Here is a 15,801-nt window from a genome sequence, read left to right as displayed (position 1 = left end):
CCTCGCCCCCTGGGGCAGAGGACGCCGGGACCCCCAACAGAACACACCGGGCCCCACGCCATGCAGACCTCCCCATCCACGGCCGAGACCTACCTCAGCCTGAAAGGCATCCACAAGCGCTTCGGCGGCAGCAGCGGCGCCTTCGTGGCACTCCAACATATCGACCTGGACGTGCGCCAGGGCGAGCTGCTGTGCTTCCTGGGCCCGTCGGGCTGCGGCAAGACCACGCTGCTGCGCATCATCGCCGGGCTGGAGTCGCAGAGCGCCGGCACCATCCGTCAGGGCGGGCGCGACATCTCCACGCTGCCGCCGATGGAGCGCGACTACGGCATCGTGTTCCAGTCTTACGCGCTGTTCCCCAACCTGACGGTGGCGGACAACGTGGCCTACGGCCTGGTCAACCGCCGCATGCCGCGCGACCAGCGCCGCGCCCGCGTGGATGAGCTGCTGACGCTGGTGGGGCTGCCCGAGCGCGGCAACCAGTACCCGGCGCAGCTTTCCGGCGGCCAGCAGCAACGCGTGGCGATTGCGCGCGCGCTGGCCACCTCGCCCGGCCTGCTGTTGCTCGATGAGCCGCTGTCAGCGCTCGATGCCCGCGTGCGGGTGCGGCTGCGCAGCGAGATCCGCGCGCTGCAGCAGCGGCTGAACATCACCACCATCCTGGTCACGCACGACCAGGAAGAGGCGTTGTCGATGGCCGACCGCATCGTGGTGATGAACCAGGGCGCGATCGAGCAGGTGGGCACGCCGGCGCAGATCTACCAGCGCCCGGCCACGCCGTTCGCGGCGGACTTCGTCGGCAAGACCAATATGCTGGGCGCGCGCGTCTGCGGCGACGGCGAGCTGCAACTGGGCGGCGTGCGCATGCGTTGCGCCGCGCCCCCGGGCTGTTGCGCCGACGAAGACGTGCAGGTGTTCTTCCGCCCCGAAGACGTCTGCGTGCGCGGCATCGAACAGCATGGCCCCAACGTGCTGGAGGCCACCGTGGACAAGATCGAGTTCCTCGGCGCGTTCTCGCGGCTGACGCTGCGCCTGCCTGACGCAGCGTCCGGCGCACTGTACGCCGACCTCTCCCTCAATGACCTGCACGAGCTGCGCCCGAACACCGGCGACCTGCTGCGCCTGGCCATTCCCGCTGACCGTATCCGCATTTTTCGCCACGCATGCGCATGAGCCTCACTGCGGCGCCGGCCACTACGTCTGCCACCATGCCGGCCACCGATACCATCCCCGCCCCCGCCACCAGCGGGCCGACCGGGCCTGCCAACCCTGGCGCGCAGCCCGCGCCGCCGGCGCTGGTCGCCACCGCCGTGCGCGCGCACTGGACCGACCGCCTCGCCCACGTGCTGCTGGCGCTGGCCGCGCTGGCGCTCGCGTGCTTCGTGCTGGCGCCGATCGTGATGATCCTGGCCAAGAGCGTGCAGAACCGCGACGGCAGCCTGGCCGGCATCGCGCACTTCCGCGCCTACTTCGAATCGCCCGCGCTGCTGCGCTCGGTGTGGAACAGCCTGTGGGTCTCTGCCCTGGCGACCTGCATCACGGTGCCGCTGGCGTTCAGCTTTGCCTATGCGCTGACGCGCAGCCGCATCGCGTGCAAGGGCCTGCTGCGCAACCTGGCGCTGATCCCGCTGCTGGCGCCATCGCTGCTGGCGGCGATCTCCTTCATCTTCTGGTTCGGCAACCAGGGGCTGTTCAAGCCGTGGATGGGCACCACCCAGATCTACGGGCCGCTGGGCATCGTGGCCTCGCTGGTGTTCGCCACCTTCCCGCATGCGCTGATGATCCTGATCACCGCGCTGTCGCTGACCGACGCGCGGCTGTATGAGGCGGCCGATGCGCTGGGCACCTCTACCGTGCGCAAGTTCTTCACCATCACCGTGCCGGGCGCGCGCTACGGCCTGGTCAGCGCGGCGATGGTGGTGTTCACCTATGCGATCTCTGACTTCGGCATCCCCAAGGTGATCGGCGGCAACTTCCACATGCTGGCCACCGACATCTACAAGCTGGTGATCGGCATGCAGGACTTCTCGCAGGGCGCGGTGGTGTCGCTGATGCTGCTGGTGCCGGTTGCCGTCACCTACTATGTCGATGCGCGCGTGCAGCGCCGCCAGATGGCGCTGATGTCGGCGCGCTCCGTGCCCTACGTGCCGCGCCGCAGCCCCCGCTACGACCTGGCCATGGCAGTGTTCTGCTGGCTGATGGCCGCGCTGATGCTAGCGGTGATGGGCATGGCGATCTACGCATCCTTCGTCAAGCTGTGGCCGTACAACTTCTCGCTGTCGCTGAACCACTACCGGGTGGGGCTGGTCGAGGGCGGCGTGGTCGATTCCTACCTGAACAGCCTGCGCATGGCGGGACTGGCCGCGGTGATCGGGCCGGTGTTCATCTTTGCCACCGCCTACCTGCTGGAGAAGACCCGCGGCATGGACTGGCTGCGCAGCTTCGTGCGTCTGATGGCGGTGCTGCCGATGGGCGTGCCGGGGCTGGTGCTGGGCCTGGGCTACATCTTCTTCTTCGTGCCGCAGGCCAACCCGATGCACGGGCTGTACCAGACGCTGGGGATCCTGGTGCTGGTGACCATCGTCCACTATTACGCCTCCTGCCACCTGACCGCAGTGACCGCGCTCAAGCAGCTCGACAGCGAGTTCGAGGCCGTGTCCGCGTCGCTCAAGGTGCCGTTCTACAAGACCTTCTTCAAGGTCACGGTGCCGGCCTGCCTGCCCGCCATCCTGGAGATCTCGCGCTACCTGTTCATCAACGCGATGACGACGGTCTCGGCGGTGGTGTTCCTGTACGGCGCCGACACCAAGCTGGCCTCCGTCGAGATCGTCAACCTGGATGAATCCGGCGACATCGGCCCCGCGGCGGCAATGGCAACGCTGGTGGTGCTGACCTCGGCCTTCGCCTGCCTGCTCTATTACCTGCTGCAACGCGTGCTCGATTGCAAAACCCAGGCCTGGCGCCAGGGCAACGACTGACCTCCCCTTGTTTCCACTCCTTCCCAATCAGGAGCTCACCATGATTCGCGGCAACGACCCGATCCTTCTGACCCCCGGCCCCCTGACCACCTCGCTCGCGACCAAGCAGGCCATGCTGCGCGACTGGGGTTCGTGGGACGCTGCCTTCAACACCATCACGCGTAGCCTGTGCGACGACCTGGTGCGCATCGTCCACGGCGAAGGCACCCATGTGTGCGTGCCGATGCAGGGCAGCGGCACCTTCTCGGTGGAAGCCGCCATCGCCAATGTGGTGCCGCGCGACGGCAAGGTGCTGGTGCCGCAGAACGGCGCCTACTGCCAGCGCATCCTCAAGATCTGCAAGGTGCTGGGCCGCGCCAGCGTGGAACTGCCGATTCCCGAGGACCAGCCCGCCACCGCCGCGCTGATCGAAGACGCGCTCCGGCGCGACCCGTCGATCACGCACGTGGCGCAGGTGCACTGCGAAACGGGCGCCGGCGTGCTCAACCCGCTGCAGGACATCGCCGCGCTGTGCCAGCGGCTGGGCAAGGGTCTGATCGTCGATGCCATGAGCTCGTTCGGCGCGCTCGAGATCGATGCCCGCACCATGCCGTTCGACGCGCTGGTGGCCGCCACCGGCAAGTGCATCGAGGGCGTGCCGGGCATGGGCTTTGTGCTGGTGAAGAAGGACGTGCTGGAAGCCAGCCAGGGCAACAGCCACTCGCTGGCGCTGGACCTGTACGACCAGTACGTCTACATGCAGAAGACCACGCAGTGGCGCTTCACGCCGCCCACGCACGTGGTGGCGGCCTTCCGCACCGCGCTCGACCAGTTCCTGGAAGAAGGCGGACAGCCGGTGCGCGGCGCGCGCTACCGCAGGAACTGCGACGCGCTGGTGCAGGGCATGGCCGCACTTGGCTTCCGCGCCTTCCTGCCGGCGGCGGTGCAGGCGCCGATCATCGTCACCTTCCATGCGCCGGCCGACGCGCGCTATGACTTCAAGACCTTCTACGCCAAGGTGCGCGAACGCGGCTACATCCTGTATCCGGGCAAGCTGACGCAGATGGAGACCTTCCGCGTCGGGTGCATTGGTGCGATCGACGACAACGAGATGCGCAATGTCGTGACTGCAATCGGAGAGGTGCTGCGGGAAATGGGGATCAAGGCGCAGGCGCCGCTGGCGGAAGCGGCTTAAGGCGTTTTCCTCCAACACCCGGCAGCAGGCTCCTCTCTCCCGCTTGCGGGAGAGGGGAGCAAACCAGCGGACTTGCGAACGCATCAGAAGACCACAAGAACAACCCCTCCTTCATGTCCCTCCCCCCAGACTTTCACGGCCTCGCCTTTGCCGCCGTGATGCTGTCCGCGCTGATGCACGCGTCGTGGAACGCCATCGTCAAGATCGGCGGCGACCGGTTGTCGTCGATGGCGCTGATCGACACCTTCTGCCTGCTGGTGGCGCTGCCCTTCCTGTTCCTGGTGCCGCTGCCCGCGCCCCAGGTCTGGCCCTTCCTGCTGGCCACCGTGGCGCTGGAGGTCGGCTACAAGCTGTCGCTGGTAGCCGCCTACAACCGCGGCGACTTCAGCCAGGCCTATCCGCTGATGCGCGGCTCGGCGCCGATGATGGTGGCGATCCTGCTGTTGCTGGTCGGCAGCGAACGGCTGGGGCCAGGCGGCTATGCCGGCATCGCGCTGATCTGCTGCGGGCTGGTCAGCCTGGTGCACTGGCGCCGCCAATCGCCCGACCTGCTCGGCTTTGCGCTGCTGGCCGGGGCCTGCCTGGCGGGCGGTACCGTGATCGACGGCACCGCGGTCAAGCGCTACGGCGAGGTCTTCACCTACATCGTCTGGCTGCAGGCGATGTCGCATGTGTTCATGCCCGGCTATGCGTTCAGCCGCCGCGGCACCGCGCTGCTGGCGCTGCTGCGCACGGAATGGAAGCGCGCGTGGATCGGCGGCATCAACCGGGTGGGTTCGTATGCGCTGATGCTGTGGGCCATGACCATGGCGCCGGTGACCAAGCTGGCGGCGCTGCGTGAATCCAGCGTGATTTTTGCCGCGCTGCTGGGGCACTTCCTGCTGCGGGAGTCCTTTGACCGGCGGCGGCTGATGGCCACGGCGCTGGTACTGGCGGGCATCGTGACGCTGCAGATGGCGCGGTAGCGGCCATTCTCGCGCGGCGATCCGCGTCAGCTAGCTGTTCAGCTCACGGGCTACCCGTGCCATGCATGCGATGGCGTTCTGCGCCATCGGTGATGGCGTCCTGTTGCGAAGACTCACCACCCCCATTTCGGAATACAGCGCGGGCAGCCCCCGGATTTTCAGCGGCAGCAGCGCACCTGACTCAACATCTGCCTGCATCGATACCTGCGTCGCGGCCAGCACGGTGTCGGTGGACAACGCGACGCGCCGGAGCACGGCGATGTCATCGCATTCCAGCGCAAGGACGGCGTCCTGCCCCCCAGGCAAGCCAAGCATTTTCGCCAGCGCGGCCCGCACCGGGCTTGGCAGCTTCGTGGCCGCAACGCCGTATGTCCAGGCGTCCTGCAATGAACAATCACGTCCTGCGAGCGGATGCGCGGCGCGGACGTAGAGGTCGCCGCGCTGCTTGCCCAGCGGTCGAACATCCAGCGCCACGTCATCGGGCAGGTCGCGCACATCCGCGACGAAAAACTCGATGTCCTCCGCACGCAGGCGCTCCAGCAACTGCTGCCAGTTGCTCTCCTCCACGCGCAAGGCAACCTCCGGATGCAAGCGCCGCAGCTCGGTCAGCACGGGCGGCAAGAGGGTCGCGGACGGAAAGGGCCCGATGCCAAACGCGGTGTCGCCCAACTGGCTGTCGCGATAGAGATCGACATCGCGCTGCAGGCAGCGCGCATCGAACAGCAGCCGCCGCGCCCGCGCGATCACGAATTCGCCGGCCGGGGTTGGCCGCACGTCTCCGACGTCGCGGTCGAACAGGCGGATGCCAAGCTCGCCCTCAATGGCCTGGATGCTGCGGCTGAAGGCTGGCTGGCTAAGGTGAACGCGCTCCGCCGCCCGTGCGAAATGCAACGCGTCGGCAAGGGCCAGAACATGGCTGAGGCGGCGAAGGTCCATCATTTCAATGCTCCATGCGCATTGGATCATTGCAAAGTATGCATTGGACGCATCGAAACGGCAAGCCTACAGTCATCCGGACCCTGGAGTCAGACAGACCATAACGATCGGAGACGCCCCAATGAGTCCGCAGTTACAGAACATACTGATCGTGACGCTCATGCTTGGCTTTGCCGGGCTGGAGATCCTCACGCGGCGCTATAAAAATAGCGTTCACGCCACACGGGACGACACCAGGCTGGAACTGGCGATGTTCCTGGGCTTGCTGGCGGTGGTGCAGCCGTTGCTCTTGCTCGCCACGAACATGCTCTGCACGTGGCTGATTCCGGAGCAGCGCGGCGCCTGGTCGGACCTGCCGTGGTGGGCCATGGCGGCGATCCTGCTGGTTTGCGATGACCTGACCCAGTACTGGTGGCATCGCATCTCGCATTCCCCGTTGCTGTGGCCATTGCACCGTGCGCATCACACCGCGCAATACATGAGCATCCGCATCACGTACCGCAACAACTTCTTCTATTACCTGATGATGCCGGGCCTCTGGTCTGCGGGTGTGTTGCTGTACCTTGGCTTTGCCAAGGTCTATGGCGCCTATTTCGTGATCAAGATCGCCGTGATTCTCGGGGCGCATAGCGCGTGGCGCTGGGACCAGCCCTTGTACAAGATCCGTGCGCTGCGCCCGCTGATGTGGCTGCTGGAACGGACCATCTCGACGCCTGCCACACACTGGGCCCATCACGCGTTGACCAACGAGGATGGCATCGGGCACTACAAGGGCAACTTCGGCAATCTCCTGTTCTTCTGGGACATCCTGTTCGGCACCGCTTACATCACGCGCAAGTACCCGGCCAGGGTCGGCCTGCAGGACGACCTGATCTTTGGCCAGGAGCGCTGGTTCATCCAGATGTTCTACCCGCTGTTCCAGTCCCGACGCGAACATTCCGCGCTGCGCTTCGGCGGCCGCGCCTATGCCGAAGAGGAAACCTGCTCCGATGCGCCCCCGCAGGCTACCGAACAAAGGAGGTCGGCATGAATGACCGCGCACTGACAGACCAGCAGGCCAGCCAGGCCATTGAGCAAGCCCGCGTGGAATCGGTATTCGCCCGTCAGCAGCAAGCCTTCCTCCATGACACCTGCCCGGATGCCGGCACTAGGCGGAACCACCTGCGCGCACTCAGGCGGCAACTGCTGCGCTACCAGGACGTGCTGGCCGAGGCGATCTCGCGCGACTTCGGCGAGCGCGCCGTGGCCGAGACCAAGATGCTCGAAGTGCTGCCGACCGCGCTCGAGATCCGGCACGCGCTCGCGCACCTGCGCCGCTGGATGCGCCCGAGCCGGCGCAGGCCCGAACTCCTGTTTGCGACCAACAGCCTGCAAGTGAGATACCAGCCCAAGGGCGTGGTCGGGATCATCGCCACCTGGAATTTCCCGGTCTACCTGTCGCTCGGGCCGCTGGTGACGGCGCTGGCGGCTGGCAACCGCGTCATGATCAGGATGCCGGAGACCACCCCGGCCACCAACGCCACGCTCAGGATGATGCTGGGCGAGGTCTTCGCCGAGGACCACGTTGCGCTGATCGGCGAGGAACTGGAAGACCCCGCCGTCTTCACCGCCCTGCCCTTCAACCACATTGTCTTCACCGGCTCGCCGGCGGTAGGGCGAATCGTCATGAGCCAGGCGGCACGCAATCTCACGCCGGTCACGCTGGAACTCGGCGGCAAGTCACCGGCCATCGTGCTGCGCGACTATCCGGTGCGCGAGGCTGCCAGGAGCATCGCCCATGGCAAGGGGATCAACTGCGGGCAGATCTGCGTGGCACCTGACTATGCACTGGTGCCGCGCGAGCAGGTGGACGCCTTCGTCGAGGCTTTGCGGCAGAGCTTTTGCGAACTCTTCGGCAGGCATACCGAGACCAATGCCGACTACACGGCACTGGCCACCGAGCGCCATGCAGCGAGGATCCGGGACCTGCTGGACGATGCGCGCGCCAGGGGCGCGACGGTCATCGCCTGCGGCGAGGTGGGCAGCGGGCGGCGCATGCCGCTCCATATCGTCACGCATTGCACGCCGGAAATGCGCCTGATGCGCGAAGAGATCTTCGGCCCCGTCTTGCCCGTAGTGCCCTACGACACGCACGAGCAGGCAATCGAAGTGGTGCAGCGACAGGCACGCCCGCTGGCGCTGTACTGCTTCAGCCACGACAAGTCCGAACGCGAGAAACTGCTGGCGCGCACGCATTCCGGCGGCGTCACGATCAATGACTGGGCCTGGCACGTGGTCAACCACGATGCGCCCTTCGGCGGCGTCGGCCAGTCAGGGATGGGCAATTATCACGGCGAGGAGGGGTTCCGGGAGCTGTCGCACGCGCGCACCGTGTTCAAGCGGCATCGCTTCTTTCCAATCGGCTTGTTCTATCCGCCGTATGGCAACCTTGCGCAGCGCCTGACGCTGAAGCTGTTCGCCGGACATGGCGATCCGGAGGTGAAAAGGCCCTTCTGACCAAAAAGCAAGAAGCGGAATGCTCTTGGGGGGCGGTCCATCGCACTTGCGATGATCGGCCCTCCGGCGCTTTAGTTGCTGCTGCCGCGTGGCGCCGAGCGCTTTTTTCACGGCTCCCACTTCTGTTGCATTTTGTGTTGTTATTTGGCATTTTGTGGAATAAGATTCAGCCACACGCTGATCATTCATTCCCAAGGTGCCCTACATGCCCCCACCCCTGCCCTCTCACTCCCGCGTCGTCATCATCGGCGGCGGCATCATCGGCTGCAGCGTGGCCTATCACCTGACCAAGCTGGGCTGGAAAGACGTGGTGCTGCTTGAGCAAGGGCAGCTCTCGTGCGGCACGACATGGCACGCAGCCGGCCTGGTCGGCCAGTTGCGCGCGCAGGAGAGCATGACCAAGCTGATCCGCTACTCAACCCGCCTCTACAGCGAGCTGGAAGCGGAGACCGGCCTTGGCACCGGCTGGAAGCAATGCGGGTCGCTGTCGGTGGCGCGCACGGCGGAGCGCATGACGCAACTGCGCCGCACCGCAGCGGTGGCCCGGGCCTATGGCGTGGAGTGCGAAATCATCTCCCCGTCCCAGGCTGGCGAGCTATGGCCGGTGATGCGCACCGACGACCTGCTTGGCGCGGTGTGGCTGCCGGGCGACGGCAAGGCCAACCCGACGGACCTTACGCAGGCCCTGGCACGTGGCGCGCGCTCACGCGGCGCTGTGATTGCGCAGGACACCAAGGTCACCGCCATCCACAGCCGCGATGGCCGCGCCACCGGCGTGAGCTGGCGCAACAAGGCCGGCGACGAAGGCCGCATCGGCGCCGAGATCGTCGTCAACTGCGCCGGCCAGTGGGCGCGCAAGGTCGGCCAGATGTGCGGCGTGACCGTGCCGCTGCACTCGGCCGAGCACTATTACATCGTCACCGAGCGCATCGCCGGGGTGCACCCTGACCTGCCGGTGATGCGCGACCCGGACGGCTTCATCTACTTCAAGGAGGAAGTGGGCGGGCTGGTGATGGGCGGCTTCGAGCCCAATGCCAAGCCGTGGGGCATGCAGGGCATTCCTGAGCCGTTCGAGTTCCAGTTGCTGCCTGATGACTGGGACCAGTTCGAGATCCTGATGGAGAATGCGCTGATCCGCGTTCCGGCACTGGAGTCCGCACAGGTCAAGCAGTTCTACAATGGGCCCGAGTCCTTCACGCCGGACAACAACTTCATCCTCGGCGAAGCGCCCGAGCTGCGCAATTTCTACGTGGGCGCGGGCTTCAACTCAATGGGGATCGCGTCTGCCGGCGGCGCCGGCATGGCGCTGGCGGAATGGATCGTCGCGGGCGAGCCGACCATGGACCTGTGGCCGGTCGATATCCGCCGCTTTGCCGGCTTCAACGGCAACGAGAGCTGGCTGCACGACCGCGTCAAGGAAACGCTGGGCCTGCACTACGCGATGCCCTGGCCCAACCGGGAACTGGATACGGCGCGGCCGTTCCGGCGCTCGCCGCTCTATGCCCACCTGCACGCTGCCGGCGCCAATTTCGGCAGCAAGATGGGTTGGGAGCGGCCAAACTTCTTCGCGCCTGCCGGACAATCGCCCGAGATCCGCTACTCGTTCGGACAGCAGAACTGGCTGCCATGGAGCGGCGCAGAACACCGCGCCTGCCGCGAGGCAGTGGCGCTGTTCGATATGAGTTCGTTCTCCAAGTACATAGTCAAGGGTGCCGATGCCGAGGCCGTGCTGCAATACGTGATGAGCAACGACGTGGCCGTGCCGCCGGGGCAGACCGTGTACACCGCCATGCTCAACGACCGCGGCACCTATGAATCCGACCTGACCGTGACGCGGCTGGCGCACGACCAGTACCTGCTGGTGACCGGCTCGGCGCAGACCACGCGCGACTTCAACTATATCGAGCGCCTGATTCCCGCCGACAAGCGCTGCGCGATTGTCGATGTCACCGGCCAGTACGCCGTGCTGGCGGTGATGGGCCCGCGCTCGCGCGAGCTGCTGCAGAGCGTGTCGCGCACCGATTTCTCCAATCAGGCGTTCCCGTTCGGCACCTCGAAAGAGATCGATCTCGGCTATGCCACGGTGCGCGCGACACGCCTGACCTATGTGGGCGAACTGGGCTGGGAACTGTATGTCCCGGTGGAATTCGCCGTGGGCGTCCATGACACCCTGCACCAGGCCGGGAAACGCTTCGGACTGGTCAACGCCGGCTACTACGCCATTGAATCGCTGCGCATCGAAAAGGGCTACCGCGCCTGGAGCCGCGAACTGACCACCGATATCCATCCGTTCGAGGCCGGGCTGTCGTTTGCCTGCAAGCTGAACACGGACATCCCGTTCCGCGGGCGCGAAGCGCTGCTGAAGCTGCGCGCTGCCGGCGGTGCCGCGCAGGTGCGGCGGCGCGTTGCGGTGGTCACGCTGGACGGCGCCAGCGAGGCCATGCTCTGGGGCGGCGAGGCGATCCTGCGCACCGCCCAGGACGGCACCGTGCGGCCGGCCGGCTTCGTGACGTCCGCCGCATTTGGCCACACCCTTGGCTGTCCAGTGGGCATGAGCTTGCTGGCACGCGACGATGGTCCGGCCGACGCGGCATGGATCGAGGGCGGCAAGTATCACGTGGACCTGGCCGGGCAACTACTGCCTGCGCGCATCCGCCTGCGCGCGCCGTACGATCCCGCCAGCGAGCGGACCAAGGCCTGAACATCGATGCAAGCGGATACCGGAGTGCCCATGCCAGTGATCCAGACCGAAACCGCCAGCTACATCCTGACGCTGTCGTGCCCCGACCGTCCCGGCATTGTCCATGCCGTCTCGGCCCTGCTGGTGGAAGCCGGCGCCAATATCGTAGATTCCGCGCAGTTCGGCGATCGCGACAGCGCACGGTTTTTCATGCGCGTGCACTTCCAGCGGCCGCTGCCCGAAGGCCAGGATGCCGGCGATGCGCTCGCTGCCCTGCGCAGCGCGCTGGCGGGCGTGGCGGCCGCGCATGAGATGGACTGGTCCCTCCACGATGCCGCGCGCAAGCCGCGCGTGATGCTGATGGTGTCAAAGATCGGCCACTGCCTGAACGACCTGCTGTTCCGCTACCGCACCGGGCAGCTGCCTATCGAGATTCCGGCCATCGTCTCCAACCACAAGGACTTCTACCAGCTTGCGGCGAGCTACGACATCCCGTTCCATCACCTGCCACTGCTCAATGCCACGCCGCAAGGCAAGGCCGCGCAGGAAGCGAGACTGTGGGACCTGGTCTGCGACTACAGTATCGACCTGGTCGTCCTGGCCCGCTACATGCAAGTCTTGTCCGACAACCTGTGCCGCCGCCTGGAGGGCCGCGCCATCAACATCCATCATTCCTTCCTGCCCAGCTTCAAGGGCGCGCGCCCCTACGCGCAAGCCTATGAGCGCGGCGTCAAGCTGATCGGCGCCACAGCGCACTACGTGACCGGCGACCTCGACGAAGGCCCCATCATCGAACAGGAAGTCGCACGCGTGGACCATGCCATGGACGCCGCGCAGCTGACTGCCATCGGACGCGACGTGGAATGCGTGGCGCTGGCGCGTGCGGTGAAATGGCATGCGGAACATCGGGTCCTGCGCAACGGCGGCAGGACGTTGGTGTTCCGCTGACGCGGCAGCCTTTGCCGCCGCTTCAGGCTGCCACCACCCGCCGGACCTTGCGCAACGCCTGCTCCAGCGCATCCATGGAGATCGACCCGAGCGCCAGCCGCATCGCATGCGGCACGCTCGCGCCAACCGCGAACGGCTCGGCCGTCGTCACCAGCACACCCTCTTGCTCCAGGGCGGCCGCGACCTGGTCGGCGCGCAGGTCCTCCGCGAGTTCAAGCCAAAGGTAGTATGAAGACGGGTGCGCCGTGACGCGGCAGCCACGCAAGATGCGCCGCGCCAGGCTCTGCCTGCGCCGGGCGTCCTTGCGTTTGCGATCCTCCAGGTCATCGACGGTCCCCGCTTCGATCCAGAGGCAGCCGAGCGCCACGGTCAGCGAAGGGGTGTTCCAGGTTGACACGCGAATGGCGCGCTCCAGGGCCGGCACCAGCGGCCCGGGCGCCGCGACGAACCCCATCCTCAGGCCCGATGCCACGCTTTTCGACAAGCCCGAGACGTAGACGGTCCGCTCCGGCGCGAAGGTGAACACCGGTTTCGGCGCCGGTTCGGCAAGGAAGGCATAGGCACCGTCTTCAATGATCAGCAGATCATGCCGTTGCGCCAGGGCCGCAAGGCGGCCACGGTCCGCCTCGCTCATGACATAGCCCAGCGGATTGTGCATGGTCGGCATGGTGTAGACCGCCCGCACCGGACGCCGCTTGCAGAGCGCGGCAAGCCGATCCAGGTCCAGGCCCGCGGCAGTCGCCGGCAACGGCTCCAGGTCGAGCCGGTACAACTGCGCCAGCGCCTTCATGCCCGGATACGTCAGCGCGTCGACCGCCATCACGTCACCGGGATTGAGCAGCCCCATCACCGTCACCGCCAGGCCCTGCTGCGCGCCGTTGACGATCAGCACCTGGCTGCCCGGCACCCGGATGCCGCGGTTGCGCAGGTGCCTGGCGACGGCCTGCCGTTCATGCGGGCGCCCGCCCTGCGGCGCGGAGTGCAGCAGGGCGTCGAGATCACCCGAGGCCGCGATGCTGCGCAAGCCATCGCGCAACAGTTCAACCTGCCCGGGCAAGGACGGATAGTTGAAGGTCAGGTCCACCGCGCCGGCGCGCACCGGATGCTGCTCCAGCCCCAGGCCGCGCGGCAGCGAGGTATCGCGCACGAACGTGCCCCTGCCGGTCTCGCCGACCACCAGCCCGACGGCCTCCAGCTCGACGTAGACGCGTGCCGCAGTCGCCAGCGCCACGCCGTACTGCTTCATCAGCGCACGCACCGTCGGCAGTTGCGTGCCTGGAGGCAGCTCGCCGCAATGAATGCGCGCGGAAATCTCGTCAACAATGGTTTTATAGCGCGCGTGGGCCATGCTTTGTATCTAGAACAATTCTTTGCGTGTATCAGGCCTGAAGAATAGCCTGCATGCCTAGTCAACGCTAACCATTTCCTGCACATGATTGCCCTGACCACCCTGTCGATCTTCGCGGCGGCAGTGATGCTGCTGCTCCTGTCACCCGGCCCGAACATGGCATTCGTGATGGCGCATGGCATCACCTATGGCCCTCGGGGCGGCGTTGCGACGGCACTGGGGATTGCCGTGGCCGACCTGATCCTCACGGTCCTGACCGCCACCGGCATCACCGCCCTGGTGATGGCGTGGGCGCCGGCGTTCGACCTGATCCGCTATGCCGGCGCGGCCTATCTGCTGTGGATGGCGGTCAAGGCCCTCCGGCAGCCGCTTGCGCTGAAGGAGGCAGTGGTGACGCAAGCGTCCTTGCGCTCGGTGTTTGTGCGCGCCATGCTGAACAGCCTGCTCAATCCCAAGGCGCTGCTGTTCTTCATGGTCTTCCTGCCGCAGTTCGTGGATCCCGGCAAGGGCGGCGTGGCCCGGCAGCTGCTCATGCTTGGCCTGGTCCTGACAGTGATCGCCACCGTGTTTCACGCGTTGCTCGGCGCGGCTGGCGGCACCGTGCGCCGCTTCCTGTCACGCCACCCCAAGGCCGCTACCCTGCAGTCGCGCGGCCTGGCAGCCGTGCTGGTGCTGCTGGCGCTGCGGCTGGTGCTGACCTCACGCCCGGCCTGAACCCACTTCTCACGCAGAGCCCTTGATGTATATCGCAGCCTTTATTTACCGGCCCGGCCAGGCCGATGACGAGTTCCACCGCCTCAGCGCCCTGATCGACGAGATCGCCGCTGGCATACCCGGCTTTGTCGGTGCCGAGTCCTGGCGCTCGCCAGATGGCCAGTTGTCCAACGCCAGCTACTACTGGCGCGACAAGGACTCCCTGCAGGCCTTCGCCACCCACCCGCGGCACCTGGACGCCAAGCGCCAGTACCGCAAGTGGTATGACGGCTATCACGTGGTGATATCCGAAGTGCAGCGCGCCTATGGCGACGGTTCGCTCCGGCATTTCGTGCCCGACAGCCGGCGCCAGGCGCGGGGGTAGAAGCCGTCCGGTCAGTTTTGGCACTGCGGTTGGGGGTCGTGCTTGACTGGCGTGGGCTGTTTCGCCGGCGTAGCCGGCGAGTCACTTTCTGTCCGAGCGACAGAAAGTAACCAAAGAGCGCGTCGCCTGAGCGGCTGGCTATCCATTCACCGCTTCTGGTCATATGGGCGGTTTTGGTCTCCTTTGGGCGCGGGTGCCCGTTCGACCCTGCTACGCACCCTGTCTGGTGCCTACGTCCACGGACTATTGGACGACCCCGACTTTAGGCTGTGGGCCGCCTGCTAACACCGCCATCGGTGGGACGCCTACGGCTGCGCTGCGCGCCGGCCCTAAGCAGAGCGACTGACCACGTCCTAACAGCGTTGGGTTCGGTGTCATCCACGACAACGCGTGCGAGCGCAGCGATGCACTCCGTGCCTGGGCACCCGACCTGCGATGCTGAGTGCGCGCAGCGCAGCCGAAGGCGTCCCACCGATAACCTGGTTAGCAGGTTGCCAACCCCCTAAAGTCGGGGTCGTCCAATAGTCCGTCGACGCAGGCACCAGACAGGGAGCGTAGCTGGCTCGAACCACCACACAAATCGGCGGAAATCACCGCCGCTCGAACCACCCACGTCGAGGAATGGGTAGCCAGCCGCTCAGGCGACGCGTTTTTCCGCTTACTCTTTTGTCGCTTGGACAAAAGAGTAAGTCGCCGGCTACGCCGGCGAAACAGCCCACGCCTGCCAAGCACGACCCCCAACCGCGGTGCCAAAGCCCAAAAACCACACCCCGCTATTCGGCAAAGACCCCAATATCTGGCCAGCCCGCGCCACACCGGGATATGAATGATTCTGGCGGCGATCTGAATTCTTTCGGTCCCTGCCGCCACCCGCGCGGCGGGGATCTGCCTGTCTCTTCGTGCAGACAACGGCTCCAAGCTTGGCTTGCGGCACCGATCCGCGCCATGACGCAATGCACAACCACGTGCCCGCGGGTATCAAACCCTGCTGATAACCGCTATTCCACTCCCCGCATTGCGGTATACCCTGACGTAAGCGCACAATCCGCCCAGTCAGCGCGCCAGGCCGTGCCACGACAGATAACAAGACATTGCCCCACCTCTCACCAGCCCTCTCCGGCGCCACGGCTACGCGGCCAGGCCCACGCACGCGACATCACCGCGCGCAGCCAGGCACTGCTTCGGCCATCTTGTCACG

At 66.2% G+C, this 15,801-nt stretch carries 12 protein-coding genes; 10 read left to right on the top strand and 2 right to left on the bottom strand.

From position 1 onward, the window contains the following. The first annotated feature begins 60 nt into the window (after positions 1-60). The 4 genes from RS901_RS24630 (at position 61) to RS901_RS24615 (ending at position 5,117) form a co-directional block, all read left to right on the top strand. Entirely contained in the window at positions 61-1,173 is a 1,113-nt protein-coding gene (locus RS901_RS24630; RefSeq protein ID WP_316156759.1) for a putative 2-aminoethylphosphonate ABC transporter ATP-binding protein, read from the top strand. Beyond that, entirely contained in the window at positions 1,164-2,978 is a 1,815-nt protein-coding gene (locus tag RS901_RS24625) for a putative 2-aminoethylphosphonate ABC transporter permease subunit (protein ID WP_316156758.1), read from the top strand. The genes RS901_RS24630 and RS901_RS24625 overlap by 10 nt, the downstream gene beginning before the upstream one ends. A 40-nt stretch (positions 2,979-3,018) precedes the next feature. Next, on the top strand, positions 3,019-4,152 hold the full coding sequence (locus RS901_RS24620; protein WP_316156757.1) for a 2-aminoethylphosphonate--pyruvate transaminase: 1,134 nt from the start codon (positions 3,019-3,021) through the stop codon (positions 4,150-4,152). 113 nt (positions 4,153-4,265) lie between these two features. Further along, a complete protein-coding gene (locus RS901_RS24615) occupies positions 4,266-5,117 on the top strand; it encodes an EamA family transporter (RefSeq protein WP_316156756.1) in 852 nt (283 codons plus the stop codon). Between the two features lie 30 nt (positions 5,118-5,147). On the opposite strand, the gene RS901_RS24610 is transcribed toward RS901_RS24615, so the two are convergent. Further along, the gene (locus RS901_RS24610) at positions 5,148-6,056 is read right to left on the bottom strand and encodes a LysR family transcriptional regulator (RefSeq protein ID WP_316156755.1); all 909 of its coding nucleotides are present in this window, start codon (positions 6,054-6,056) and stop codon (positions 5,148-5,150) included. A 118-nt stretch (positions 6,057-6,174) separates the two neighbouring features. Between RS901_RS24610 and RS901_RS24605 the strand changes: the two genes are divergently transcribed. The 4 genes from RS901_RS24605 (at position 6,175) to purU (ending at position 12,177) form a co-directional block, all read left to right on the top strand. Then, a complete protein-coding gene (locus tag RS901_RS24605; RefSeq protein WP_316156754.1) occupies positions 6,175-7,083 on the top strand; it encodes a sterol desaturase family protein in 909 nt (302 codons plus the stop codon). Next, positions 7,080-8,549, top strand: a complete 1,470-nt coding sequence (locus tag RS901_RS24600; RefSeq protein ID WP_316156753.1) for a coniferyl aldehyde dehydrogenase — start codon at positions 7,080-7,082, stop codon at positions 8,547-8,549. The genes RS901_RS24605 and RS901_RS24600 overlap by 4 nt, the downstream gene beginning before the upstream one ends. Before the next feature lie 205 nt (positions 8,550-8,754). Beyond that, on the top strand, positions 8,755-11,250 hold the full coding sequence (locus RS901_RS24595) for an FAD-dependent oxidoreductase (protein WP_316156752.1): 2,496 nt from the start codon (positions 8,755-8,757) through the stop codon (positions 11,248-11,250). A 30-nt stretch (positions 11,251-11,280) separates the two neighbouring features. Beyond that, the gene (purU, locus tag RS901_RS24590) at positions 11,281-12,177 is read left to right on the top strand and encodes a formyltetrahydrofolate deformylase (protein WP_316156751.1); all 897 of its coding nucleotides are present in this window, start codon (positions 11,281-11,283) and stop codon (positions 12,175-12,177) included. A 22-nt stretch (positions 12,178-12,199) separates the two neighbouring features. On the opposite strand, the gene RS901_RS24585 is transcribed toward purU, so the two are convergent. Next, positions 12,200-13,525: a PLP-dependent aminotransferase family protein gene (locus RS901_RS24585; protein WP_316156750.1), complete on the bottom strand. Its 1,326-nt coding sequence runs from the start codon at positions 13,523-13,525 to the stop codon at positions 12,200-12,202. A gap of 84 nt (positions 13,526-13,609) precedes the next feature. On the opposite strand from RS901_RS24585, the gene RS901_RS24580 reads away from it, so the two are divergent. Then, positions 13,610-14,239 (top strand): LysE family translocator, encoded by a 630-nt coding sequence (locus RS901_RS24580; RefSeq protein WP_316156749.1) that lies wholly within the window; start codon positions 13,610-13,612, stop codon positions 14,237-14,239. A gap of 25 nt (positions 14,240-14,264) precedes the next feature. Further along, the gene (locus tag RS901_RS24575; protein WP_316156748.1) at positions 14,265-14,603 is read left to right on the top strand and encodes an antibiotic biosynthesis monooxygenase family protein; all 339 of its coding nucleotides are present in this window, start codon (positions 14,265-14,267) and stop codon (positions 14,601-14,603) included. Positions 14,604-15,801 lie beyond the last annotated feature (1,198 nt).

Origin of the sequence: Cupriavidus sp. BIC8F, from assembly GCF_032465815.1 — a bacterium.
GTDB lineage: Bacteria > Pseudomonadota > Gammaproteobacteria > Burkholderiales > Burkholderiaceae > Cupriavidus > Cupriavidus necator.
Note: the sequence above shows the minus strand (reverse complement) of the source record. Positions and strands in the feature narration are given on the sequence as shown.

Bases quoted from the DNA above. Each gene is read 5' to 3' on its own strand.
- RS901_RS24630 (WP_316156759.1), top strand. From the start codon at position 61: ATGCAGACCTCCCCATCCACGGCCGAGACCTACCTCAGCCTGAAAGGC.
- RS901_RS24625 (WP_316156758.1), top strand. From the start codon at position 1,164: ATGCGCATGAGCCTCACTGCGGCGCCGGCCACTACGTCTGCCACCATG.
- RS901_RS24620 (WP_316156757.1), top strand. From the start codon at position 3,019: ATGATTCGCGGCAACGACCCGATCCTTCTGACCCCCGGCCCCCTGACC.
- RS901_RS24615 (WP_316156756.1), top strand. From the start codon at position 4,266: ATGTCCCTCCCCCCAGACTTTCACGGCCTCGCCTTTGCCGCCGTGATG.
- RS901_RS24610 (WP_316156755.1), bottom strand. From the start codon at position 6,056: ATGATGGACCTTCGCCGCCTCAGCCATGTTCTGGCCCTTGCCGACGCG.
- RS901_RS24605 (WP_316156754.1), top strand. From the start codon at position 6,175: ATGAGTCCGCAGTTACAGAACATACTGATCGTGACGCTCATGCTTGGC.
- RS901_RS24600 (WP_316156753.1), top strand. From the start codon at position 7,080: ATGAATGACCGCGCACTGACAGACCAGCAGGCCAGCCAGGCCATTGAG.
- RS901_RS24595 (WP_316156752.1), top strand. From the start codon at position 8,755: ATGCCCCCACCCCTGCCCTCTCACTCCCGCGTCGTCATCATCGGCGGC.
- purU (WP_316156751.1), top strand. From the start codon at position 11,281: ATGCCAGTGATCCAGACCGAAACCGCCAGCTACATCCTGACGCTGTCG.
- RS901_RS24585 (WP_316156750.1), bottom strand. From the start codon at position 13,525: ATGGCCCACGCGCGCTATAAAACCATTGTTGACGAGATTTCCGCGCGC.
- RS901_RS24580 (WP_316156749.1), top strand. From the start codon at position 13,610: ATGATTGCCCTGACCACCCTGTCGATCTTCGCGGCGGCAGTGATGCTG.
- RS901_RS24575 (WP_316156748.1), top strand. From the start codon at position 14,265: ATGTATATCGCAGCCTTTATTTACCGGCCCGGCCAGGCCGATGACGAG.